This is a genomic window from Endozoicomonas sp. ALB032 (assembly GCF_049310125.1).
GTDB lineage: Bacteria > Pseudomonadota > Gammaproteobacteria > Pseudomonadales > Endozoicomonadaceae > Endozoicomonas_A.
This window is the reverse complement of record NZ_JBLYNW010000001.1, coordinates 6100900-6126244: the sequence shown is the minus strand read 5'-3', so window position 1 is coordinate 6126244 and position 25345 is coordinate 6100900. Positions and strand designations below refer to the sequence as shown.

The following is a 25345-nucleotide window of genomic DNA, read 5'->3' as shown; positions in this document are numbered from 1 at the left end:
ACTCCAATTAATGAACTTTTATTTCGAAATCTACTCTTAAGTACTCAACCATACGAAATCATATTTTCTGACTTATTGTTCAGGCACTCGCGGCAACTGCTCCTGCGTTGCTCTAGCTCCTGCATCCATGCAGTCGTGCTGCGTTGCAACTCTGGTCACATAGTTTGCTATGTTCCCGTCGTTGCGCCTTGCAGAGCACCTGCCCAATAAGCCAGAAATATTCGATTCCGTATGGCTGAGTACTTATTAATTGCATCAGTTTTGAAAGCTCTTTTTTAATTGATTGAAAGTTCTAACATAGGAGAAACCAGGTTTGGATTCTATGAATAGTGAATCCGGCGTAGCCGGTTCAGTCTTGCTGTCAGATGGTTACGCTCGATTGGAGGGAAAATCATCAGGTGTCAGTAAAGTTAGATCCATCGCTGTACCCGACAAAGAAATACAGAAAACTGCTTCATTGCACGATTTACCCGAGGAATTAACCGTCAAAATTATTCGTTTGTTGGAACTTCGGGATATTGTCCGCTTGCAACAGGTATCGACTCACTTACACAGGGTAATTAACGACAATCATGCTCTGGCAAAGGCATGGTTTCAGCGGTTTTCTTTACCGCACCAATATCAATTAAAGACAAGCCTTCCTTCAGAAGATAAAAAACAACTCCGTCTTTGGTTGAGGCCGTTTACGAAGGATGAAGCGTTAGTCGAATCACTCATAAAATGCCGAAAGAAAGTTTATTTTCCTGCTTTGTTTTATTTCGCCAAAACTGGGCTAATGTCTCAATGTAAAATATTTGATTTAGAGAAAAAAGCTACCATTGCCCACTATGACCGTGTCAGATCGGCCAACTTCAGCGCGGATAGCCGTCATGTGGTGACCGCCAGTAACGACAAAAAGGCGATAATCTATGGCCAGAATGACAATAAGCGATTATGGGTAAAAGAAGCCACCATTTCCCACGATGGTGACGTCAACTCAGCCATATTCAGTGCCGATGGCCGCCACGTGTTGACGATCAGTAAGGATCGCACGGCGAAAATCTATGGGCAGGGAGTCGGTGGGTCATGGGTACATAAACTCACCATTTCCCATAATGGTTTCGTCATCTCAGCCTCTTTCAGCCCGGATGGTCTGCACTTGATAACCGGCAGTATCGACCGCACGGCAAAAATTATTAGCCAGAAGGATGATGGATCATGGGAAGAAAAGCTCATCATTTCCCATAATTACCGGGTCGACTCTGTCACATTCAGCTCTGACAGCCGTCGTGTGATGACCGGCAGTTTCGATAACACGGCGAAAATTTATGGTAAGAGGACTGATGGATCATGGGAGGAAGAAGCCTTCATTATCCATGATCACTGGATCCAGTTAGTCGCTTTTAGCGCTGATGGTAGCCATGCGCTAACCGCCGGTGATGATCACAAGGTGAAAATCCACCACCTGGAAGAGAATGGATCATGGTTAGAAAAAGTGACCATTTCCCATGATAACTACGTGGAGTCAGCTACCTTCAGCGTCGATGGCCATCATCTGGTGACGGGCAGTTTGGATAACACGGCGAAAATCTATGGTGAGAAGACTGATGGCTCATGGGAACAAGAAGCCATTATTTCCCATAATCACTGGGTTGCATCAGCCAACTTAACTGCCAATGGCCGCCATGTGGTGACCGTCGGTAGAGATTACAAGGTCAAAATCCATAGCCGGCAGGTCAATGGATCATGGGTAGAAAAGCTCACCCTGTCCCATAATGATTGGATCAACTCAGCCACCTTCAGCCCTGATGACCGCCATGTGGTGACCGCCAGTATGGATGGCACGGTGAAAATCTGTGGCCTTAAGATCAATGGATCATGGGAAGAGAAACGCACCTTTTTCTGTAATGATTGGGTCAACTCTGCCACCTTTAGCCCCGATGGTTGCCATGTGGTAACCGCCAGTGATGACTGCACGGTGAGAATCATTGGCCAGCAAACTGATGGATCATGGGTCGTAAAAGCCATCCTTTCTCATAAACGTTCAATCAAATCAGCCACTTTCAGCGCCGATGGTAACCATGTATTAACTATCAGTAGGGATAATAAAGTGCGAATTATTAAACTACGGATGAGTGAGTGATGGTTTCCTGTGACAAATAAAAGGGGCGCCATTCTGCATGTGCTGAAAGACAGAAACTCAGGACAGCATTTTATGAACTTTTATTTCAAAATCGACTCTAATTTGCTTCATCAATTTTGAACCTCCTTATCAATCTTCGGTAACACTAACCAGGAAAAATCAGTGATGGAAGCTGCAAATAATAAATCCAGCATGGTCGGTTATTCCTCGGCCCTAACCAAGTTCGCGCGTTCGGCACCCGAACCATCGGGTTACACTGCGGGCAGGTCTGTCGCTGCAGCTGAAAAAGAAATAAAGAAAACACCCTCATTGAACGATTTGCCCGAGGAATTAACCATCAAAATTATTCGCTTGTTGGAACTTCGGGATATTGCCCGTTTGCAACAGGTATCGACTCACTTACACAGGGTTATTAAAGATAATCATGTTCTGGCAAAGGCATGGTATCAGCGGTTTTCTACACCGCATCAATATCAATTAAAGACCAGCCTTCCTGCAGCAGATAAAAAACAACTCCGTTGTTGGCTGAGGCCGTTTACGAAGGATGAAGCGTTAGTCGAATCACTCATAAAATACCGAAAGAAAAGTTATTTTCCTGCTTTGTTTCATTTCACCAGAACCGGACTGATGTCTCGATGTAAAACATTTAATTTAGAGAAAAAAGCTACCATTACCCACGATGACTTTGTCAGTTCAGCAAGCTTCAGCGCCGATGGCCTTCATGCGTTGACCGCCAGTAACGACAAAAAGGCGAAAATCTATGGCCAAAAGGACGATGAATCATGGATAAAAAAAGCCACCATAGCTCACGCCTTTCAAGTCACCTCAGCCAAATTCACTGCCGATAGCCGCCATGTGTTGACCGCCAGTGTTAACACTTCGAACATCTATGGTCAGGGAGTTGGTGGGTCATGGGTACATAAACTCACCATTTCCCATAATGGTTTGATCTGCTCTGCCTCCTTCAGCCCTGATGGTCGCCATGTGGTAACTGGCAGTTGCGACCACACGGCGAAAATCATTAGCCAGAAGGATGACGGATCATGGGAAGAAAGGCTCACCCTTTCCCATAATCACTGGGTCAACTCTGTCTTCAGCACCGATAGCCGTCATGTGATGACCATCAGTTTCGATCACACTGCGAAAATCTTCGCACAGAGAGACGATGGATCCTGGGAAGAAAAAATCATCATTCATCATAATGGCTTGATCCAGTCAGCTACCTTTAGCGCGGATGGTCACCATGTGGTGACCGTCAGTGGTGATCACAAGGCGAAAATCCACCATTTGGAAGAGAATGGATCATGGTTAGAAAAAGTGACCATTTCCCATGATCAGCGTGTGAACTCAGTTGACTTCAGCGCCGATGGGCAACATCTGGTGACGGCCAGTTTGGATAACACGGCGAAAATCTATGGTGAGAAGACTGATGGCTCATGGGAGCGAGAAGCCACTATTTCCCACGATGACTGGGTCTTAACAGCCAACTTAACTGCTAATGGCCGCCATGTGCTGACCTTGGGTGGAGATAACAAGGTCAAAATTCATAGCCGACAGGTTGATGGATCATGGAAAGAAAATGTCACCATTTTCCATGATGACTCTATCAACTCAGCCGCTTTCAGCCCTGATGGTCAGCATCTGGTGACCGCCAGTAATGATCGCACGGTGAGAATTTATGGCCTGAAGGTCGATGGATCATGGGAAGAAAAACGTACCTTTTACCACAATGATTCTGTCAACTCTGCCACCTTCAGCTCCGATGGTCGCCATGTACTAACTGCCAGCGATGACTGCACGGCGAGAATCATTGGCCAGCACACTGATGGGTTATGGGTCGTAAAAGCCATGTTTTCCCATAAACGTTCAATCAAATCAGCCACTTTCAGCGCCGATGGTTACCATGTATTAACTATCAGTAGCGATAATAAAGTGCGAATTATTACACTACGGATGATTGATGATTGTGACAAATAAAAGGGGCGCCATTCTGCATGTGCTTAAAGACAGAAACTTTTAAGTCCATGTTTTGAACTTTTATTTCAAATCCAACTCTAATTTTCTCCATCAATTTTGAACCTCCTTGTTTATCGACGGCAAGACTAGTCCAGAGAAAATCAGGTATGCATAGCGCAAATAACAACTCCGGCGTCGTTGGATTTTCCTTGCCTCCAACCAAGCTCACACGATCGGGCGGAGAACCTTCTGGTGACGGAGCGGGCAGGTCTATCGCTGTCGTTGAAAAAGAAATAAAGAAAACTGCTTCATTGCACGATTTGCCCGAGGAATTAACCGTCAAAATTATTCGTTTGTTGGAACTTCGGGATATTGTCCGCTTGCAACAGGTATCGACTCACTTACACAGGGTAATTAACGACAATCATGCTCTGGCAAAGGCATGGTTTCAGCGGTTTTCTCCACCTCACCAATATCAATTAAAGACAAGCCTTCCTTCAGAAGATAAAAAACAACTCCGTCTTTGGCTGAGGCCGTTTACGGAGGATGAAGCGTTAGTCGAATCGCTCATAAAATACCGAAAGCAAGCTTATTTTCCTGCTTTGTTTCATTTCGCCAAAACTGGACTTATGTCTCAATGTAAAATATTTAATTCAGAGAAAAAAACGACCATTGCCCATCGTGATATTGTCAGATCAGCCAACTTCAGCGCCGATAGTCGTCATGTGGTGACTGCCAGTGACGACAGAAAGGCGAAAATCTATAGCCAGAATGACAAGGGAAAATGGGTAGAAAAAGCAACTATTGCTCACAATTTTGATGTCAACTCAGCCACCTTCAGTGTCGATAGCCGTCATGTGGTGACTCTCAGTTTCGATCATACGTCGAAAATCTATGGTCAGGGAGTCGATGGGGCATGGGTACATAAACTCACCATTTCCCATAATAATTTCATCAACTCAGCTTTCTTCAGCCCTGATGGTCGTCATGTGGTAACCGCCAGTGACGACCACACAGCGAAAATTATCAGTCAGAAGGATGATAGATCCTGGGAAGAAAAGCTCACCCTATCCCATAATGATTGGGTCAACTATGCCACCTTCAGCGCCGATAGCCGTCATGTGTTGACCGTCAGTGCCGATCACACTGCGAAAATCCTCCACCTGCGGGACGATGGATCATGGGAAGAAAAAGTCACCATCTCCCATGATCATTGGATCAGATCAGCCACCTTTAGTCCTGATGGTAGCTATGCGGTGACCGTCGGTGATGATCGCAAGGCGAAAATCCACCACCTGGAAGAGAATGGATCATGGTTAGAAAAAGTGACCATTTCCCATGATGACTTTGTGCAGTCAGCTACCTTCAGCGACGATGGCCATCATTTGGTGACTGCCAGTTTGGATAACACGGCGAAAATCTATGGTGAGAAGACTGATGGCTCATGGGAACGAGAAGCTACTATTTCCCATGTTTACTGGGTCACTTCAGCCGCCTTCAGTTCTGATGTCTGCCATGTGGTGACCGCCAGTGAAGATAAGAAGGTCAAAATCCATAGCCAGCAGGACAATGGATCATGGAAAGAAAATGTCACCATTTCCCATGATGGCACTGTCAACTCAGTCACCTTCAGCCCTGATGACCGCCATCTGCTAACCGCCAGCAACGATGGCGCGGTGAGAATCTTCGGCCTGAAGGACGGATCTTGGGAAGAAAAACGTACCTTTTACCACAATGATTCTGTCAACTCAGCCACCTTTAGCCCTGATGGCCGCCATGTGGTAACTGCCAGTGACGATTGCACTGCGAGAATCATTGGCCAGCACACTGATGGATCATGGGTCGTAAAAGCCATCCTTTCCCATAAATGTCCGATCATATCAGCCACTTTCAGCGCCGATGGTAACCATGTATTGACTATCAGTAGGTATAATAAAGTGCGAATTATTAAACTATGGATGAGTGAATGATTCTTTGCTGTGATAAATAAACGGGGCGCCATTCTGCATGTCTCAAAGACAGAAACTCAGGACACCACTTTTTGAACTTTTATTTCAAAACCGACTCTAATTTGCTTCATCAATTTTGAGCCTCCTTATCAATCGTCGGTTACTCTAATTCAGGGAAAATCAGTGATGGATGCTGCAAATAATAAATCCAGCATGGTCGGTTATTCCTCGCCCACAATCAAGTTTGCGCGATCGGCATTAGAACTATCGGGTTACAGTGTGGGCAGGTCTGTCGCTGTCGCTGAAAAAGAAATAAAGAAAACACCCTCATTGCACGATTTGCCCGAGGAATTAACCCTCAAAATTATTCGCTTGTTGGAGCTCAGGGATATTGCCCGTTTGCAACAGGTATCTACCCATTTACACAGGGTTATTAAAGACAACCATGCTCTTGCAAAGGCATGGTATCAGAGGTTTTCTTTGCCACACCAATATCAATTAAAGACGAGCCTTCCTTCAGAAGATAAAAAACAACTTCGTCTTTGGCTGAGGCCGTTTACGGAGGATGAAGCGTTAGTCGAATCACTCATAAAATACCGAAAGAAAGTTTATTTTCCTGCTTTGTTCTATTTCACCAGAGCTGGACTGATGTCTCGATGTAAAACATTTGATTTAGAGAATAAAGCAACCATTGCCAACCGTAACCGTATCAGATCAGCCAACTTCAGCGCCGATAGCCGTCATCTGGTGACCGCCAGTAACGACAGAAAGGCGAAAATCTATGGTCAGAATGATAATAAGCGATTATGGGTAAAAGAAGCCGTCATTTCCCACCATGGTCACGTCACCTCAGCCACATTCAGTGCCGATGGCTACCATGTGGTGACCGTCAGTGTGGATAACACGTCGAAAATCTATGGTCAGGAAGTCGGTGGGGTATGGTTGCATAAACTCACCCTTTCCCATAATGGTTTTATCGGCTTAGCCTCCTTCAGTCCTGATGGTCGCCATTTGGTAACTTGCAGCGACGACTTCACGGCAAAAATTATTAGCCAGGAGGATGATGGATCATGGGAAGAAAAACTCATCCTTTCCCATAATAATTGGGTCACATCTGTCGCATTCAGCTCGGATAGTCGTCATTTGATCACTGCCAGTTTTGATAACACGGCAAAAATCTATGGTGAGAAGACTGATGGTTCATGGCAAGAAGAAGCCTCCATTACCCATGATCACTGGGTCTTATCAGCCACCTTCTCTGCCAATGGCCGCCATGCGGTGACCGTCGGTGGTGATTACAAGGCGAAAATCCACCATCTGGAAGAGAACGGATCATGGTTAGAAAAAGTGACCATCTTCCATGATTACCGTTTGCAATCAGCTACCTTCAGCGCTGATGGCCACCGTATGGTGACGGCCAGTTTCGATAGGACGGCGAAAATCTATGGCGAGAAGACTGATGGATCATGGGAACATGAAGCCACCATTACCTATAATCACTGGGTCGAATCAGCCAGGTTAACGGCCAAAGGCCACCATGTGGTGACCGTAGCCAGAAATGGCAAGGTCAAAATTCATAGTCGGCAGGTCAATGGATCATGGCAAGAAAATGCCACCATTTCCCATGATGGCACCGTCAACTCCGCCGCCTTCAGCCCTGATGATCGTCATTTGCTGACCGCCAGTAACGATGGCACATTGATAATCTTCGGCCTTGAGCTCAATGGATTGTGGAAAGAAAAGCGCACCATTTCCCATGATGGTCCGATCAACTCTGCCACCTTTAGCCCTGATGGTCGCTATGTGGTAACCGCCAGTGATGACTGCACGGCGAGAATTATTGGCCAGCACACTGATGGATCATGGGTCGTAAAAGCCATACTTTCCCACAAACGCTCGATCAAATCAGCCACTTTCAGCGCCGATGGTAACCATGTATTGACCATCAGCAGCGATAATGAAGTGCGAATTAATAAACTGCGGACGAGTGAATGATGGTTGACTGTGGCAATTTATTTCGCAACCGACTCTAATTTACTCCACGTAACACCGTGAAAATCTTTGGCCGGAAAGACGATGGACTATGGGAAGAAAAGCTCACCATTTCCCATGATGGCCGTGACATCTCAGCCATCTTCAGTGCCGATGGCCGCTACCTACTGAGCACTCATATAAACGGAACGGCAAAAATCCATGGTCAGGAGATTGATGGATCCTGGAGCGAAAAAGTCATTATTTCCCATGATGAATCGATCATATCAGTCGGCTTTAGCGCTGGTAGCCAATACGTCATTACGATCACGAAAAATAACAACGTGCATTTTAATAAATTATTGATGAAGCTGGATTAAAACAATAATTGATTGTTTGCTGTGAGAAATTAAAGGGACTCAATCCTGCCTGTGCTGAAAGACTGAAAGTTTATTAGTTGCATTTAAGACCCTCTAATGAACTTTTACTTCAAAACCGAGTCTGATCAACCGTATCAATCTTTAATGATCTTTTTACAGGAAGAATATTAACAAAGGAGAAATCAGATTTGGATCCTACGAATAATAAATCCAGTATGGCTGGTTCGCTCTCGCTGTTAATCAATCGCACTCAGTTGGGGGAAGAACTATCTGGTATTAGTGCGGATAGATCCGTCACTATACCTGAAAAGGAAAAAAACAAAAAATCTTTATTGCTCTATTTTCCTTTCGAAATAACAATCAAAATTATTCGTTTGCTGGAGTTTCGAGATGTTACCCGCTTACAGCAAGTTTGTACTCACTTTAACAATGTCATTAAAAACGATTATGCTCTGGAAAAGGCATGGTATCGTCGGCTTTCTTCACCACATCAATATCAATTAAAGAAGATTCTTCCTATAAAGGATAAAGAGCAACTCTGTAATTGGTTGCGACCGTTTACGAAGGATCAAGCGTTAGTCAATTCACTTGTAGAACAGCGAGAGAGAGCTTATTTTCCTGCTCTCTGCCATTTCACCAAAGCTCGACTGATGTCTCAATACAAAAAGTATTATTTAGTTACAGAGGCTGTCTTTGCTCATCATAGCCAGGTGTACTTTGACACCTACAGCATCGATGGTCGCCATTTGTTGACCGCCAGTAGAGATGGTGAGGTGAAGATCATTAGTCAGAAGGTTAATGGGTCATGGCAGTGTACGCTCTCCTGTTTCCATGGAGACGATATCAGATTAGCCAGCTTTAGTGCCGATGGCAGCCATTTGGTGTTTGGCAATTACAGAGATGATAGGTTGAAAATCTTTGGTCAGGGAGACGATGGATCATGGAAAGAAAAGCTCACCATTTTCCATGATGATTGGTTCGAATTTGCCGTCTTAAGTGCCGATGGTAGTCATTTGGTGACTGATGTTTTCGGAAAGGGGGTAAAAATCTATAGTCAGGAAGACGATGGATCATGGGCAGAAAAAGTCACTATCTGCAATGTCTCATTGGTCAAAGCAGCCACCTTCAGCGCCGATGGTCGCTTACTGTTGACGGCCAACTGTGATAAAACCGCGAAAATCTATTGTCAGAAGACCGATGGCTCATGGGAAGAACAAACCACCATTCGCCATCATGACTTTCTCAAGTCGGCCATTTTTAGTGCTGATGACCGCCACGTGTTGACCCTCGGTGGTCATTACAAGGCGAAAATCCATGGCCAGAAGGTCGATGGATCATGGGTAGAAAAAGTCACCATTTCCCATAAACGATTGGTCAACTCAGCCACCTTTAGCGCCGATGGTTGTCGAGTGGTGACGGCCAGTGACGATGAAACTGCGAAAATCTTCGGTCAGAAGACCGATGGCTCATGGCAAGAGGAAGCCTCAATTTCCCATGATTACGGCGTCAGATCAGCCACTTTTAGCCACAATGGCCGCCATGTGGTGACCATCAGTCTTAACAAGGCGAAAATCTGCGGCCAGAAGGACGGTGGATCTTGGGAAGAAAAGCTCACCATTTCCCATGATGGCAATATTATCTCAGCCATCTTCAGCCCGGATGGTTGCCATGTGTTAACCAGATGCAGAGATGGTACCAAGAAAATATCTGGCAAGAAGGTTGATGGATCATGGGTCGAAAAAGCCATCATTTCCCGTGATAATCCGTTTAACCCAGCTATCTTCAGCCCCGATGGCCGCTTAGTGCTGACCACCTGCAAAGATGGAACAGCAAGGATCTATGGTCAGGAAATTGATGGATCATGGAGCGAAAAAGTTATTATTTCCCATAATGATTGGATCACAAGAGTCGGCTTTATGGCTGGTGGCGACTACGTGGTGACGATCACTAGCGATCACATAGTGCGAATTAATAAGTTAAGAATGAAGTTGGATTCAAGCAATAATTGATCGTTGACTGTGGCAAATAAAAGGGACGCCATTCTGCATGCGGCGAAAGACAGAAACTTCGTTAATTGTACGTAAGACCCTGTTTTGAACTTTTATTTCGCAACCGACTCTAATTTACTCCATCAATTTAAAAAGTCCTTGTTAATCGAGGGGAGGACTCATTAAGGAGAAGCCAGATATGGATATCAAGACTAGCAACTCAGGCATGACCGGTTCGCCATTGCCCTCAACCAAGGTGGCACGGTTCGGCGGAGAACGATCTGATTTTGGTGCTGGCAGCTCCATCGTTGCAGCTGACAAAGAATTAAAGGAAACAGCTTCATTACTCGATTTGCCCGAGGAGTTAACCATCAAAATTATTCGCTTGTTGGAGTTTCGGGATATTGTACGTTTACGGAAGGTCAGTACTTACTTTAACAGGGTTATTAAAAATGATTATGCTCTGGAGAAAGCATGGTATCAGCGGTTTACTGCTCAAGACCAAGATCAATTAAAGACAATCCTTTCTGTAGAGGATAAAAAACAACTTTGTCTTTGGCTACCGCTGCAGCCCTTTACAAGTAATCAAGCATTAGTCAACTCACTTATAAAGAAACGAAAGATTTCTTATTTTCCTGCTCTGTTTTATTTCACCAAAGCTCGACTGATGTCTGAATGCAAAACATTTAAAGCAGTTACAAAAGCGATTATTGACCATGATTACTCGGTCACGTCAACCCGCGTCAGCCCTGATGGTTCCCACATTGTGACAGCCAGCTTCGATAATACAGCGAAAATTTATAGTCAGAAGACCAATGGATCATGGGTAGAAAAAGCCATTATTTCCCATGATGGCTGTGTCTACTTTGCCATCTTCAGCCCCGATAGCTGCCAGGTGGTGACCGCCGGACGCGATGGTCAGGTAAAAATCCATGATCTGAAGGCTGATGGGTCATGTGTACATAAACTCACTATTTTCCATAATGCTACGATCAGCACAGTTGACATCAGTCCCGATAGTCGTCACCTGGTGGTCGGCAGTTGGGATCATACTGCGAAAATTTGCAGTCAGAATGACGATGGATCCTGGGAAGAAAAACTGACCATTTTGCATGATCATAGGCTCTTCCTGGTCACCTTCAGTGCCGATTGCCGTCATCTAGTGACCGTCAGTATGGATAAAAAGGCGAAAATCTATGGTCAGAAGACCGATGGGTCATGGGAGGAAGAAGCTACCATTTCTCATAAAGATATTATCTACCAGGCCAGCTTTAGCAACGATAGCCGTCTTGTGGTGACCGCAGGCAGTGGCAAGGAGGTAAAAATCCATAGCCAGAAGGCTGATGGTCAATGGGAAAAAGAAGTCATCATTTTGCATGACGAATGGGTCTACTCAGCCAACTTCAGCGGCGATTCTCGCCGCGTGGTGACCGGCAGCAGAGACGGCACAGCAAAAATTTTTCGTCGGAAGGACAATGGCTCGTGGGAACAAGAAGCCACCATTTTCCACGATCGTTGTATCGAGTCGGCCATCTTTAGCCCTGATGACCACCATGTAGTGACCGCCAGTGACGATAACACCGCAAAAATCTTTAGTCTGAAGGACGATGATGAATCATGGGAAAAAAAGCTCATCATTTGCCATGATAAAGCTGTTACCTCAGCCATCTTCAGCCCCGATAGCCGTCATGTGGTGACCGCCAGTAAAGACGGCAAGGCGAAAATCTGTGGTCAGAAGGCTGACGGATCATGGGTCGAAAAAACCACCATTTCCCATGAATGTGTGGTCGATTCAGTCAGCTTCAGCGCCGATGGCTGCCAAGTGCTGACTACCAGTAAAGATGGAACGGCAAAAGTCTATGGTCTCAGGAAGAATGGATCATGGGTCGAAAAAGTCATCATCTCTGGCAAACGTCCGATCAAATCAGCCAAATTCAGCGCCGATGGACATCACCTTGTGACCAATTCGTACGATAATAAGGTGCGAATTATTAAACTACAGAAGAATAAATGATTGTCTGTGTGCTGTGACAAATAAAAGCGGCGTCATTCTGCATGTATTGATATACAGAAACTTTTTAAGAGCATTTTTTGAACTTTTATTTCAAAATCGATTCTAAGCTACTTCATCAACTTTGAGCGTCCTTGTTTTTGCGGCGTTACTAACTTTGGAAAAACCAGATATGCTTTATGATGTTAATAAATCAGGCATAGTCGGTTCCTCCTCGACTCCAACCAAGCTCGCGCGATTAGAGGGAGAGTCACCTGGTGTCAGTGTGGCTAGATCCGTCACTATACCTGACAGAGAAATTAAGAAAACAGTTTTATTGCACGATTTGCCCGAGGAATTAACTATCAAAATTATTCGCTTGTTGGAACTTCGGGATGTTGCCCGTTTACAACAGGTATCGACTCAAATAAACAGGGTTATTAAAAGCGATCATTCTCTGGCAAAGGCATGGTATGAAAGGTTTCCTTCTTTACATCAATATCAACTTAAGAAAATCCTTCCTGCCAATGATAAAGAACAACTTCGTAGTTGGCTGCGACCATTTACGAAGGATGAAACGTTAATTGAATCACTCATAAAAAGCCGTAAGAGCGTTTATTTTTCTGCTTTGTTCCATTTCACCAGAACTGGACTTATGTCTCGATGTAAAACATTTAATATAGGTACAAAAGACACCATTTCAAATAATTGGGTCATTTCAGAAACCATCAGCGCGGATGGCCGCCATTTGGTAGCGTTCTTCGACTGTGATCATAAAAAGGTACAAGTATATGGTCAGGAGGTCGATGGGTCATGGCTAGGAAAAGTGACCATTTCCCATGATGACTGGATCGACTCAGTCACCTTCAGTGAAGACGGTAGCCATGTGGTGACCCTCAGCAGTTTGGCTAAAAAGGTGAAAATCCACGGTCAGAAAGCCGGTGGTTCATGGGAAGAAAAAGCCACCATTGCTCATGATGAATACATCAACTCAGCCTCTTTCAGCCCGGATGTCTGCTATCTGGTAACCGCCAGTAACGATAACACGGCAAAAGTCTATGGTCAGAGCGGCGATGGCTCATGGCAACAAAAACTCACCATTTCCCACAACGATTGGATCAACTCAGTCTGTTTCAGTGCAGATAGCCACCATCTGGTGACCGTTAGTTGCGATAACACGGCAAAAATTTATGGTCTGAAGTTCGATGGGTCATGGGGAGAAGTAGCCATCATTTCCCATACTGGTTGGGTCTCTTTAGCCACCTTTAGCCCCGATAACCGCCATCTGGTGACCGTCGGCGATGATTTTATGGCCAAAATTCACTGTTTGAAGGACGATGGATCATGGGAAGAAAAAGCTATCATTTCCCACGATACCTGGGTTAACTCGGTCACTTTCAGTGCTGATGGTTGCAAAGTGGTGACCACCAGTAACGATTACACAGCGAAAATCTTTGGTCTCAAGACGGGCGGGTCATGGGAAGAAGAAGTTACCGTTAATCACGATCACGAGGTCACCTCAGCCACCTTCAGCCCCAATGGCTGCTATGTAATTACCATCAGTAACGATCACATGGTGAAAATCTGTGGTCTGAAGGTTGATGCTGTATGGGAAGAAAAAGCCACCATTTCCCATGATGACTTTATCAAGTCAGCGATCTTCAGCGCCGATGGACGCAGTGTGGTGACCGCCAGTATAGATGGAACGGCAAAAATCTATGGTTTGAAGGCCGATGGATCATGGTGGGAAGAAGTCACCATTTTCCATACCTCTTCGGTCAACTCAGTCGCCTTTAGCCCTGATGGCCGTCATGTGGTGACCGCCAGTAAAGATCGAACAGCAAAAATCTATGGTCAGGAAATTGATGGATCATGGGTCAAAAAAGCCATCATTACAGAGAATGGTTCGATTGACTCAGCCACTTTTAGCGCTGACAGTCACCATGTAATGACTACCCGTTCTTTTGCACCCGTTGACCAGCTGTTGAAGAAGTATACGTTCACTGCTTTTCCAGGATCCATAAGCCCGCCCTGTAGGGGACAATTTCGGGACGTTACAAATAAAAGGGACGCCATTGTGCATGCGCTGAACTTTAATGGCACTTAAGACAATGTCATGAACTTTTATTTAAAAACCGAGTCTGATTTGCTGACTTAATTTTTAACGCCCTTTTTAATCCGGGGAAAATGCTTACCAGGAGTCACAAGGTTTGGAAGCTACCGATAATAAATCCACCAGGTTTGGTTCACTCTCGCCGTCAACTAATCGTGATCAACCGGAGGAGGAGGGATTATCCGGTGTCAGCGCAGGCAGGTCCGTCGCTATACCTGATAAGAGAAAAACGAAAAAATCTTTATTTTTCGATTTACCTATTGAAACAACCAATAAAATTATTGGTTTGTTGGAGTTTCGAGATGTTACCCGCTTACAGCAGGTTTGTAATTACTTTAACTGGGCTGTTAAAAACGATCATGCACTGGAAAGGGCCTGGTACCGCCGGTTTCCTATACCACACCAGGATCAATTAAAGAAAATCCTTGCTACAAAGAATAAAGAACAACTCCGTCATTGGCTGCGACCGTTTACCAGGGATGAAGCGTTCGTTAAATCACTCGTAAATGATCGAGAGAAAGTTTATTTTCCCGCTCTCTTTTATTTCACCAAAGCCCGGCTGATGTCTGAATACAAAACCTATAATGCAGTCGGAGAAGTCGAGATTACCCATGAAATCGGTGTGTATTCAGTCACCTTCAGTGCCGATGGCAGCCGCCTGATGACCGAGGGAGGCGATGGCGTGAAAATCTACGGCCAAAAGGCCAATGGATCATGGGAAAGAGAAATCTTCATTCCCCACGAAGACAATGTTGAATTGGCCATCTTATGCGACGATGGCCGCCACCTGGCGATCGCCACTTTTGATTATAGGGTAAAAATCTATGGTCAAGTCGATGGGGTATGGGCACAGAAACTCGCCATTTCCCATGATGACGATTGCTCCTCAGTTGCTTTCAGTGCCGATGGCCGCCATTTAGTGACCTCCGGCCATGATAAGACGGCGAAAATTTGTGTTCAGGGAGACGATGGGACATGGGAAGAAAAACTCACTATTTCCCATGATGAATGGGTTGTCTCAGCCACCTTCAGCGCCGATAGTCGCCATTTGGTGACCGCCAGTTGCGACAAGACTGCAAAAATCTATGGTCAGAAGGACGATGGATCCTGGGAAGAAGAAGTCACCATTTTCCATGACGCTAGTATCATATCAGCCGACTTCAGCCCCGATAACTGCCATGTTGTGGCTGTCGGTGTCGATTACAAGGTGAAAATCGTTTACGGATCATGGGGAACAGAAGCCTCCATTGACCATGATGACAGGGTGCGCTCAGCCACCTTTAGTCCCGATAGCCGCCATTTGGCAACGACCGATATGTTTAAAACGGCGAAAATCTGCGGTCAAAAGGACGATGGGTCATGGCAGGAAGAAGGCATCATTACCCATAAGGACTATGTCAAGTCAGCTGTCTTTAGCCCCAATGGCCGCCATGTGGTAACCGCCAGTTGGGACAAGACTGCAAAAATCTACGGTCAGAACGACGACGGATCATGGGAAGAAAAGTGCACTATCCGCCATGGTGACCGTGTCCTCACAGCCATCTTCAGCCCCGATGGTCGCCATGTGGTGACGGCCAGTCTCGATCACACGGCGAAAATCTACGGTCTGAAGACTGACGGATCCTGGATCGAAAAGGCCACTATTTCCCATCTGGGTGCTGTCAAATCAGCCATCTTCAGCGCCGATGGACGCCTTGTGGTGACCACCAGTTCGGATGGTAAGGCAAAAATCTATGGTCAGAATACTTTTGAATCCTGGGTAGAAAAAGCCATCGTTACCCATAGACATAAAGAATCGACCGAAGTAAATCGCCTTAGCGCCAGTGGCCACCATCTGGTGGCACCCCTTAACGATAACTGTGTGATCATTTATAAACTGTCGATGAATGATTGACTGTTTGCTTTCAGAAGTAAAAGGGACGCCATTGTGCCTGTGCTGAAATGCAGAAAAATTTTTAAGACCTTGTTTTGAACTTTTATTTCAAAATTGATTCTAATCTACTTCATCAATTTTGAGCGTCCCTGTATTTTGGGGCATTACTTACTTTGGAAAAACCAGATATGCTTTATGCTGCTAAAGAATCAGGCATAGTCGGTTCATCCTCGACCCCAACCAAGCTCGCACGATTAAAGGCAGAGTCGCCTGGTGTCAGTGTGGGTAGATCCGTCACTATACCTGACAGAGAAATCAAGCAAACAGTTTTATTGCACGATTTGCCCGAGGAATTAACCATTAAAATTATTCGCTTGTTGGAACTTCGGGATATTGCCCGTTTACAACAGGTATCGACTCACATAAACAGGGTTATTAAAAACGATCATGCTCTGGCTAAGGCATGGTATGAAAGGTTTCCTTCATTACATCAAGATCAACTTAAGAAAATCCTTCCCGCCAATGATAAAGAACAACTTCGCAGTTGGCTGCGACCATTTACGAAGGATGAAACGTTAATTGAATCACTCATAAAAAGCCGGAAGAGCGTTTATTTTTCTGCTTTGTTCCATTTCACCAGAACTGGACTCATGTCTCGCTGTAGAACATTTAATTTAGTTACAAAAAACACCACTTCAAATAGTTGGGTCATTTCAGAAGCCTTTAGCGCCAGTGGCTGTCATCTGGTGGCGTACGGCTGTGATCATAAAAAGATGAGAGTCTATAGCCGGGAGGCCGATGGGTCTTGGGTAAGAAAAGTAACCATTTCCCATGATGACTTGATCGACTCAGTCTCCTTCAGTGCAGATGGCAGCCATGTGATGACCCTCAGCAGTTCGGATGGCAAGGTGAAAATACATGGTCATAAAGCCGATGGCTCATGGGAAGAAAAAACTACCATTTCCCATGATGACTACACCAACTCAGCCTCTTTCAGCCCGGATGGCTGCTATCTGGTAACCGCCAGTAACGATAACACGGCAAAAGTCTATGGTCAGAGCGGCGATGGCTCATGGGAACAAAAACTCACCATTTCCCATAATGATTGGATCTACTCAGTCTGTTTTAGTGCCGATAGTCACCATTTGGCGACTATCAGTTGCGATAACACAGCAAAAATTTATGGTCAGAAGACAGATGGATCATGGGGAAAAGAAGCCACCATTTCCCATGGTAAATGGGTCACCTCTGCCTGCTTTAGCCCCGATGACCGCCATGTGGTGACCGTCGGCGATGATAACATTGCGAAAATCTTCAGCTTTCAGCTCGATGGATCATGGGAAGAAAAGGTCGCAGTTTCCCACGATCTCTGGATCAGCTCGGTCACATTCAGTGCTGATAGTCGCAGAATGGTGACCACCAGTAACGATTGCACAGCGAAAATCTTTGGTCTCAAGACGGGTGAGACATGGGAAGAAGAAGTTACCATCAACCACGATCACAGGGTTAACTCAGCCAGCTTCAGCCCCAATGGCTGCCATGTAATCACCGTCAGTAACGATAACAAGGTGAAAATCTGTGGTCTGAAGGTTGATGGATTATGGGAAGAAAAAGCCATCATTTCTCATGATGACTTAATCAACTCAGCCACCTTCAGCGCCGATGGACGCAGTGTGGTGACCGCCAGTAAAGATGGAACGGCAAAAATCTATGGTCTGAAGGCCGATGGGTCATGGAGGGAAGAAGTCACCATTTTCCATGCTTCCTCGGTCAACTCAGCCTCCTTTAGCCCCGATAGTCGCCACGTGGTGACCGCCAGTAAAGATCGGGCAGCAATAATCTATGGTCAGCAGATTGATGGATCATGGGTCAAAAAAGCCATCATTGTACAGAATGGTTCAATTGACTCAGCTGCTTTTAGCGCTGACGGTCACCATGTAGTGACTACCCGTTCTTTTGCACCTGTTGACCAGCTGCTGAAGAAGTATACGTTCAGTGCTTTTCCGGGATCCATAAGCCCGCCACCTTTGTAGGGGACAATTTCGGGACAAAGCTTGATATGAAAGGCTGAATAGGTGGCCGATAGCAGGTACTATGCAAGCCCGGTACCTAAAGCAGTCACCTTTCGTGCAATACACCCATTTACTGGCAATTTTGTTCAGGCTGTTAATGTAACGCTGCGCTCATTAAGTCCAACGTTATTTTGTGCTCACTTTCCAAGCCAGAACTAGTACACTTTGTTAAAAAAAGCTCATCATTTTTCAACAAATTGTAGAATTTTGATAAAAAATCTTTTGCCTTTTCGCTGATTTCTTTATCTTCCAGCTTGTCTATGTCAGAAAAAGTTACAGTTTGGCAGTCATCATATACTTCTCCTGTTTCATGAAATGGAAAGTAACCCACTCCTTCACAAAGAGATATTAACTGATCTAAATTCTGCTCCTCATGTTGCAAAGAACATTCAGGCACACGGCGAAGCAGTCGTTCTTTCATTTTTCTTGCATAGAACTTTTTTGAAGAAACTGCTCTTGGCTGCTCTCTGGCAAGTAATGAAGCGCGGTATAGATCTAGCATCTCGAGATTTCTATTCAACACGGAATGAGAAAAAGTGTATAAGACCTGTCCAGTTAGTCGAAACTCTTTTAAATGTAACTCATCAATGAGGGTGGTCAGACTGTTGAACGCATTATAGAGCGGTGATGCATTGGCATTATATGTGTAAAAAACAGAAATAATAAAAATAATTCGAGTGATTGCAATGGCTCTGTGATTTTTCATGTGCTTCAGGTTTCTTTACTTTGAAAACTAACCCTGAAAGGTAGCACTTTTTTATTATTCTGCAGGAAGACAATAGCGCTGAAGTCAGCACTAAGTACTCAGCCATACGAAAAGTCCACCATTGCCTGGCTCTCAGGGTCAACTCAGCCAGCTTCAGCACCGATGGAGACACCATTGGGCATGCGCTGAATGACTGAAGCTTCTTGAATGGCACTTAAGGTAATGTCAGGAACTTTTATTTCAAAACCGAGTCTGATTTACTGTCTTAATTTTTAACGCCCTTTTTAATCCGGGGAGAATGCTTACCAGGAGGAATAAGGTTTGGAAGCTACGGATAATAAATCCACAATGGTCGGTTCACTTTGGCCGTCAACCAGTCGCGCTCAATCGAAGGGAGAATTATCGGGTGTCAGTGCGGGTAGGTCCATCGCCATACCTGTAAAGAAAGAAACGGAAAAAAATTTATTTTTTAATTTGCCTTTAGAAGTAACAACACGAATTATTCGCTCGTTGGAGGTTCGGGATGTTGCCTGCTTACAGCAGGTTTGTCATTACTTTAACGGTATTATTAAAAACGATCATGAACTGGAAAGGGCCTGGTATCGACAGTTTTCCTCACCACATCGATATCAATTAAACAAAATTCTTCCTGCAAAGGATAAAGAACAACTTCGTAATTGGCTGAGACCGTTTACGAAGGATGAAGCGTTAATCGAATCAGTCATAACACAACGAGAGCAAGTTTATTTTCCTGATCTATTCTATTTCACCAAAGCTCGACTGGTGTCTGAATGCACAAGGTTTAAAGTAGATAGAGAAATCTTCATTAGCCATTATGAAGATGTATTCTCAGCCATCTTTAGCGCCAATGGAACCCGCTTGGTGACTGGCGGTAGCCATGGGGCGAAAATCTGTGGTCAGAAGGCCAATGGGTTTTGGGAAGAAGAAATCTTTATTTCCCATGTCACCAATGTCAGATCAGCCACCTTCAGTGCAGATGGTCGCCATGTGGCGACCGCCAGCAAAGATCGAACGGCAAAAATCTATGGTCAGGTCGATGGGTCATGGGAAGCGAAACTTACCATTTCCCATGATGATTGGGTTAACTCAGCCACCTTCAGCGCCGATAGTCGCCATTTGGTGACCGCCAGTATGGATACAACGGCGAAAATCTGCGTTCAGGGAGCCGATGGATCATGGGAAGAAAAACTCACCATCTCCCATGATGGTTCTGTCAACACAGCCAGCTTCAGTCCGGATGGCTGCTATGTGGTGACGGCCAGTGACGATAACACGGCCAAAATCTATTGTCAGAGGACTGATGGATCATGGGTAGAAAGAGCCAACATTTTTCATGATAAGTTTGTCCTCTCAGCCACCTTCAGCCCCGATAGCCGCCATGTGGTGACTGTTGGTTACGATCACAAGGTGAAAATCGTCTATGGATCATGGGCGTCAGAAGTCTCCATTGATCATGATGATACGGTCACATCAGCCACTTTTAGTGCTGATAGCCGCCATCTGGTAACGGCCAGTTACGATAAAACGGCGAAAATCTTTGGTCAGAAGATCGATGGCTCATGGGAAGAAGAAACCGTTATTTTCCATGATGACCGTGTTAACTCAGCCGCGTTCAGTCCTAAAGGCCGCTATGTAGTCACGGCAAGTGACGACAAAACAGCGAAAATTCATGGTCAGAAGGGCGACGGATCATGGGAAGAAAAGCGCATTATTTATCATGATGACCGTGTCCTCTCGGCCATTTTCAGCCCCGATGGCCGCCATGTGGTGACGGCCAGTCTCGATTACACGGCGAAAATCTATGGTCTGAAGACTGACGGATCTTGGGTCGAAAAGGCCATCATTCCCCATCTAAGTTTTGTCGAATCAGCCACTTTCAGTGCTGATGGCTGCCTTGTGGTGACCACCAGCTCAGATGGGAAGGCAAAAATCTATGGTCAGAATACTTTTGGATCCTGGGTAGAAAAAGCCATCGTTACCCATAGACATAGAGATTCGACCAAATTAAATCGCCTTAGCACCAATGGCCACCATCTGGTGGCGCCCTTTGACGATAACAGCGTGATGATTTATAAGCTTTCGATGAATGATTGACTGTTTGCTTTTAGAAATAAAAGGAACGCCATTTTGCATGTGCTGAAATACAGAAACTTTTTAAGACCCTGTTTTGAACTTTTATTTCAAATTAGATTCTAATTTTCTTTATCAATTTTGAACGTCTTTGTTTATCGGGGCGGTACTAACTCAGGAAAATTCAGAGATGCTTTCTGATGCTAATAACTCAGGCTCAGTCGATTCATTCTCGACCCCAAACAATCTCGCACAATCAGAGGGAGAGTCATCGGGTGTCAGTGTGGGTAGAACCGTGGCTGTAGCAGATACAAACCTTAAGAAAACCGTTTTATTGCACGATTTGCCCGAAGAATTAACCATCAAAATTATCCGCTTGTTGGAATTTCGGGATATTGCCCGTTTACAACAGGTGTCGACTCACTTAAACAGGGTTATTAAAAACGATCATGCTCTGGCAAAGGAATGGTATCAACGGTTTCCTTCAGCACATCAATATCAACTTAAGAAAATCCTTCTAAACACAGATAAAGAACAACTTCGTAACTGGCTGCGACCGTTTACGAAGGATGAAGCGTTAATTGAATCAATCATAGAAAAGCGAGAGAACGTTCATTTTTCTGCTTTGTTCCATTTCACCAAAACTGTACTGATGTCTCAATGTAAGACATTCAATTTAGATACAAAAGCGACCATTTCAAAATATTGGGTTTTTTCAAAAGCCTTCAGCGACGATGGCCGCCATGTTTTGGCGACCAATTGTGATAATAAGAAGGCGAAATTGTATGGGCAGGAGGTCGACGGTTCATGGGCAGAAAAAGCGATCTTTCCCCAAGATTACTGGATCATGTCAGCCACCTTTAGCGGAGATGGTAGTCATCTGGTGACCTTCAGTGGTTTTGAAAACATGGTGAAAATCCATGGACAGATAGCCGATGGCTCATGGGAAGAAAAAGCTACCTTTTCCCATGATGAATGTCTCAACTCAGCCTCCTTCAGCCCAGACGGATGCTATGTGGTAACCGCCAGTAACGATAACACGGCAAAAATCTACGGTCAGAGCGTCGATGGCTCATGGGACCATAAACTCACTCTTTCCCATAGTGGTTGGATCAACTCAGCCTGTTTCAGTGCCGATAGCCAGCATCTTGTGACTGTTGGTTGCGACAACATGGCAAAAATTTATGGTCAGAAGACCGATGGAACCTGGAGAGAAGAAACCACTGTTTTCCATAATAATTGGGTCACCTCAGCCACCTTTAGTCCCGATGACCGCCATTTGGTGACCGTCAGCAATGATAGTAGGGCCAAAATCCTCAGCTTCGAGGTCGATGGATCATGGGAAGAGAAAGTCACCATTTCCCACGATCGCTGGATCAGCTCGGTCACTTTCAGTGCTGATAGTCGCAGAGTGGTGACCAACAGTAACGATTACACAGCAAAAATCTTTGGTCTCAAGACGGGTGGTTCATGGGAAGAAGAAGCCACCATTTCTCACCATCTCAGGGTCGAATCGGCCACCTTCAGCCTCGATGGCTGCTATGTAATGACTGTCGGTGACGATGACGTGGCGAAAATCTGTGGTCCGAAGGCTGATGGATCATGGGAAGAAAAAATCACCATTTCCCATAATGACATTATCGAATCAGCCACCTTCAGTGCCGATGGACGCCGTGTGGTGACTGCCAGCAGAGATGGAACGGCAAAAATCTATGGTCTCAAGATCGATGGATCATGGAGAGAAGAAGCCATCATTTCCCAGGATAACTGGATCAACTCAGCCTCCTTCAGCTCCGATGGCCGCCATGTGGTGACCGCCAGTATTAATGGAACAGCCATAATCCATAGTCAGCAGGTTGATGGATCATGGGTCGAAAAAGCCATCATGATACAGAACACTAAGATTCACTCAGCTACTTTTAGCGCTGACAGTCACCATGTGCTGACCACCAGTACTTTTGCACCCATCGACCAGCTGCTGAAGAAGTATACGTTCAGTGCTTTTCCACGATCCATAAGCCCGCCGCCACCTTGATCACTTTTCTTGAAACTTCGAACAGGGTTTTATAGCAATCGAACTTTTATTTCAAAATTGACTCAAAGTTCCTGCGTCAAATTCGAACGTCCTTTTCAATCGAGGGTAATACTAACTCAGGGTAAATCAGGTATGGATAGTGTAAATAATAAATCCGGCATGGTTGGTCCATGCTCGCCTCCAACCAAGCTCCTGCGATCGGAGCGAGAACCCTCTGTTGTCAGTGCGGGCAGGTCTGTTACTGTAGCTGACGAAGCAATAAAGAAAACAGCTTCATTACAGGATTTGCCCGAGGAATTAACCATCAAAATTTTTCGCTTGTTGGAGTTTCGGGATATTGCCCGTTTACAACAGGTCTCGACTCACTTTTATGGGGTTATTAAACGCAATCATGTTCTGGCAAAGGTCTGGTATCAACGGTTTTCTTCACCAGATCAATTTCAATTAAAGACAATCCTGCCTGTAAAGGATAAAAAACGACTCCGTCACTGGCTGCGACCATTTACTGAGGATAAAGCGTTAGTCAAATCACTCATAAAAAAACGGAAGAAAACTTATTTTCCTGCGCTGTTCTATTTCACCAAAGCCCGACTGATGTCTGAATGCGAAACCTTCAGAGTAGTTAAAAAAGTTACCATTACCCACGATATCTGGGTCAACTCAGCCACTTTCAGCTCTAATGGCCGCCATATTGTCACGGCCAGTCTTGATAACACGGCGAAAATATATGGCCAGAAGGACGACGGGAAATGGGTAAAAGAAAGGACTATTATGCATGATCACTTTGTCGACTCAGCCACCTTCAGTGCAGATAGCAGTCATCTGGTGACCGTCAGTGGTTGGGATAATAAGTTGAAAATCCATAGCCAGAAGGCCAATGGGTCATGGGAAGAAAAAGCCACCATTTCTCATGGTGACTATATCAACTCAGTGACCTTCAGCCCCGATAGTTGCCATCTGGTGACCAGCAGTCAGGATAATACGGCGAAAATCTGTGGGCAAAAGGACGATGGATCATGGGAAGAAAAAATCACCATTTTGCATGATAACTGGCTCAACCCGCCCACCTTCAGCCCCGATGGCCGTCATCTGGTGACTATGAGTAGAGATAAAAAGGCGAAAATCTATGGTCAGAAGACCGATGGATCATGGGTAGAAGAAACCACCCTTTCCCTTGATCACAATGTCTACTTAGCCAGCTTTAGTGCTGATAGCCGTCTAGTGGTGACCGCCGGTACAGGCAACAAGGTACAAATCCATAGCCTGGGGGCTGATGGTTCATGGCAAAAAGAAGTCAATATTTTGCATGATCGCTGGGTCACTTCAGCCAATTTCAGCTCCGATGGTTGCCGTGTGGTGACCGCCAGCAGAGATGGCAAGGCAAAAATCTGTGGTCAGAGATTCAACGGCTCATGGGAAAAAGAAGTCACCATTTTGCATGATAATTGGGTCAACTCAGCCTGCTTTAGTCCCGATGACCGCCATGTGGTGACTGCCAGTAAGGATCGCAAGGCGAAAATCTGTAGTCAGAAGGACGATGGAGTCTGGGAAAAAAAGCTCAGCATTTCCCATAATGACGATGTCATCTCTGCCACCTTCAGCCCCGATAGCCGCCATGTGGTGACTGCCAGTATGGATGGCAAGGCGAAAATCTGCGGTCAGAAGACTGACGGATCATGGGTCGAAAAAGCCATCATTTCCCATAGAGATGGGGTCAAATCAGCTACCTTTAGTGACGATGGCTGTCATGTACTGACCGTCAGTCGGGATGGAACAGCAAAAATCTATGGCCACAAGACCGATGGATCATGGGTCGAAAAAGTCATTATTTCCCGCAAAAGCCGGATCAACTCAGTTACTTTCAGTGCCGATGGATACCACTTTGTAACCGTATCTGACGATAACAAAGTGCGAATTAATAAATTAAAGAGGGATAAATGATTGTTTGTTTGCTGTGACAAATAAAGGGTATGCCATTCTGCATTCGCTGAAAGATAGAAACTTAAGACCCTGTCAGGAACTTTTATTTCAAAGCCGCCTCTAATTGTTTTTATCAATTTAGAACCTCTTTGTTAAGAGGGTGTCGCAAAACTCTAACA

At 45.1% G+C, this 25345-nt stretch carries 14 protein-coding genes; 13 read left to right on the top strand and 1 reads right to left on the bottom strand.

Going from position 1 to position 25345, the window contains the following annotated elements:
* The first annotated feature begins 322 nt into the window (after positions 1-322).
* The 10 genes from ACO6VG_RS22875 to ACO6VG_RS22830 all read left to right on the top strand — a co-directional run bounded on the left by ACO6VG_RS22875 (position 323) and on the right by ACO6VG_RS22830 (position 18375).
* A complete protein-coding gene (locus tag ACO6VG_RS22875; RefSeq protein ID WP_422476324.1) occupies positions 323-2122 on the top strand; it encodes an F-box/WD repeat-containing protein in 1800 nt (599 codons plus the stop codon).
* A gap of 165 nt (positions 2123-2287) precedes the next feature.
* Positions 2288-4099, top strand: coding sequence for an F-box/WD repeat-containing protein (locus ACO6VG_RS22870; protein ID WP_422134408.1), 1812 nt, complete (start codon positions 2288-2290; stop codon positions 4097-4099).
* A 188-nt stretch (positions 4100-4287) separates the two neighbouring features.
* Entirely contained in the window at positions 4288-6048 is a 1761-nt protein-coding gene (locus tag ACO6VG_RS22865; protein ID WP_422475812.1) for an F-box/WD repeat-containing protein, read from the top strand.
* A gap of 165 nt (positions 6049-6213) precedes the next feature.
* On the top strand, positions 6214-8022 hold the full coding sequence (locus ACO6VG_RS22860) for an F-box/WD repeat-containing protein (RefSeq protein ID WP_422475810.1): 1809 nt from the start codon (positions 6214-6216) through the stop codon (positions 8020-8022).
* A 56-nt stretch (positions 8023-8078) separates the two neighbouring features.
* Positions 8079-8378 carry a hypothetical protein gene (locus tag ACO6VG_RS22855; protein WP_422134405.1) on the top strand — a complete coding sequence of 100 codons (300 nt, stop codon included), beginning with the start codon at positions 8079-8081 and terminating at the stop codon, positions 8376-8378.
* A 188-nt stretch (positions 8379-8566) separates the two neighbouring features.
* A complete protein-coding gene (locus tag ACO6VG_RS22850) occupies positions 8567-10387 on the top strand; it encodes an F-box/WD repeat-containing protein (RefSeq protein WP_422475808.1) in 1821 nt (606 codons plus the stop codon).
* Positions 10388-10565: 178 nt separating this feature from the next.
* Positions 10566-12380, top strand: a complete 1815-nt coding sequence (locus tag ACO6VG_RS22845) for an F-box/WD repeat-containing protein (protein ID WP_422475806.1) — start codon at positions 10566-10568, stop codon at positions 12378-12380.
* Positions 12381-12549: 169 nt separating this feature from the next.
* Positions 12550-14463, top strand: coding sequence for an F-box/WD repeat-containing protein (locus ACO6VG_RS22840; protein ID WP_422475804.1), 1914 nt, complete (start codon positions 12550-12552; stop codon positions 14461-14463).
* A 103-nt stretch (positions 14464-14566) separates the two neighbouring features.
* Positions 14567-16363 (top strand): WD40 repeat domain-containing protein, encoded by a 1797-nt coding sequence (locus ACO6VG_RS22835; RefSeq protein ID WP_422475802.1) that lies wholly within the window; start codon positions 14567-14569, stop codon positions 16361-16363.
* Positions 16364-16530: 167 nt separating this feature from the next.
* Complete coding sequence (locus ACO6VG_RS22830; protein WP_422475800.1) at positions 16531-18375, top strand: F-box/WD repeat-containing protein; 1845 nt, start codon at positions 16531-16533, stop codon at positions 18373-18375.
* A gap of 133 nt (positions 18376-18508) precedes the next feature.
* Here the strand turns inward: ACO6VG_RS22830 and ACO6VG_RS22825 are convergent, their stop codons facing one another.
* A complete protein-coding gene (locus tag ACO6VG_RS22825; protein WP_422134399.1) occupies positions 18509-19120 on the bottom strand; it encodes a hypothetical protein in 612 nt (203 codons plus the stop codon).
* Positions 19121-19441: 321 nt separating this feature from the next.
* On the opposite strand from ACO6VG_RS22825, the gene ACO6VG_RS22820 reads away from it, so the two are divergent.
* The 3 genes from ACO6VG_RS22820 to ACO6VG_RS22810 all read left to right on the top strand — a co-directional run bounded on the left by ACO6VG_RS22820 (position 19442) and on the right by ACO6VG_RS22810 (position 25187).
* On the top strand, positions 19442-21235 hold the full coding sequence (locus tag ACO6VG_RS22820; RefSeq protein ID WP_422134398.1) for an F-box/WD repeat-containing protein: 1794 nt from the start codon (positions 19442-19444) through the stop codon (positions 21233-21235).
* Positions 21236-21401: 166 nt separating this feature from the next.
* The gene (locus tag ACO6VG_RS22815) at positions 21402-23246 is read left to right on the top strand and encodes an F-box/WD repeat-containing protein (RefSeq protein WP_422138417.1); all 1845 of its coding nucleotides are present in this window, start codon (positions 21402-21404) and stop codon (positions 23244-23246) included.
* A 132-nt stretch (positions 23247-23378) separates the two neighbouring features.
* Positions 23379-25187 (top strand): F-box/WD repeat-containing protein, encoded by a 1809-nt coding sequence (locus ACO6VG_RS22810; protein ID WP_422475797.1) that lies wholly within the window; start codon positions 23379-23381, stop codon positions 25185-25187.
* The last annotated feature ends 158 nt before the right edge of the window (positions 25188-25345 follow it).

Excerpts from the sequence above, each read along its gene's own strand:
- ACO6VG_RS22815 (WP_422138417.1), top strand. The coding sequence starts at position 21,402 with ATGCTTTCTGATGCTAATAACTCAGGCTCAGTCGATTCATTCTCGACC.
- ACO6VG_RS22845 (WP_422475806.1), top strand. The coding sequence starts at position 10,566 with ATGGATATCAAGACTAGCAACTCAGGCATGACCGGTTCGCCATTGCCC.
- ACO6VG_RS22870 (WP_422134408.1), top strand. The coding sequence starts at position 2,288 with ATGGAAGCTGCAAATAATAAATCCAGCATGGTCGGTTATTCCTCGGCC.
- ACO6VG_RS22830 (WP_422475800.1), top strand. The coding sequence starts at position 16,531 with ATGCTTTATGCTGCTAAAGAATCAGGCATAGTCGGTTCATCCTCGACC.
- ACO6VG_RS22860 (WP_422475810.1), top strand. The coding sequence starts at position 6,214 with ATGGATGCTGCAAATAATAAATCCAGCATGGTCGGTTATTCCTCGCCC.
- ACO6VG_RS22825 (WP_422134399.1), bottom strand. The coding sequence starts at position 19,120 with ATGAAAAATCACAGAGCCATTGCAATCACTCGAATTATTTTTATTATT.
- ACO6VG_RS22875 (WP_422476324.1), top strand. The coding sequence starts at position 323 with ATGAATAGTGAATCCGGCGTAGCCGGTTCAGTCTTGCTGTCAGATGGT.
- ACO6VG_RS22840 (WP_422475804.1), top strand. The coding sequence starts at position 12,550 with ATGCTTTATGATGTTAATAAATCAGGCATAGTCGGTTCCTCCTCGACT.
- ACO6VG_RS22810 (WP_422475797.1), top strand. The coding sequence starts at position 23,379 with ATGGATAGTGTAAATAATAAATCCGGCATGGTTGGTCCATGCTCGCCT.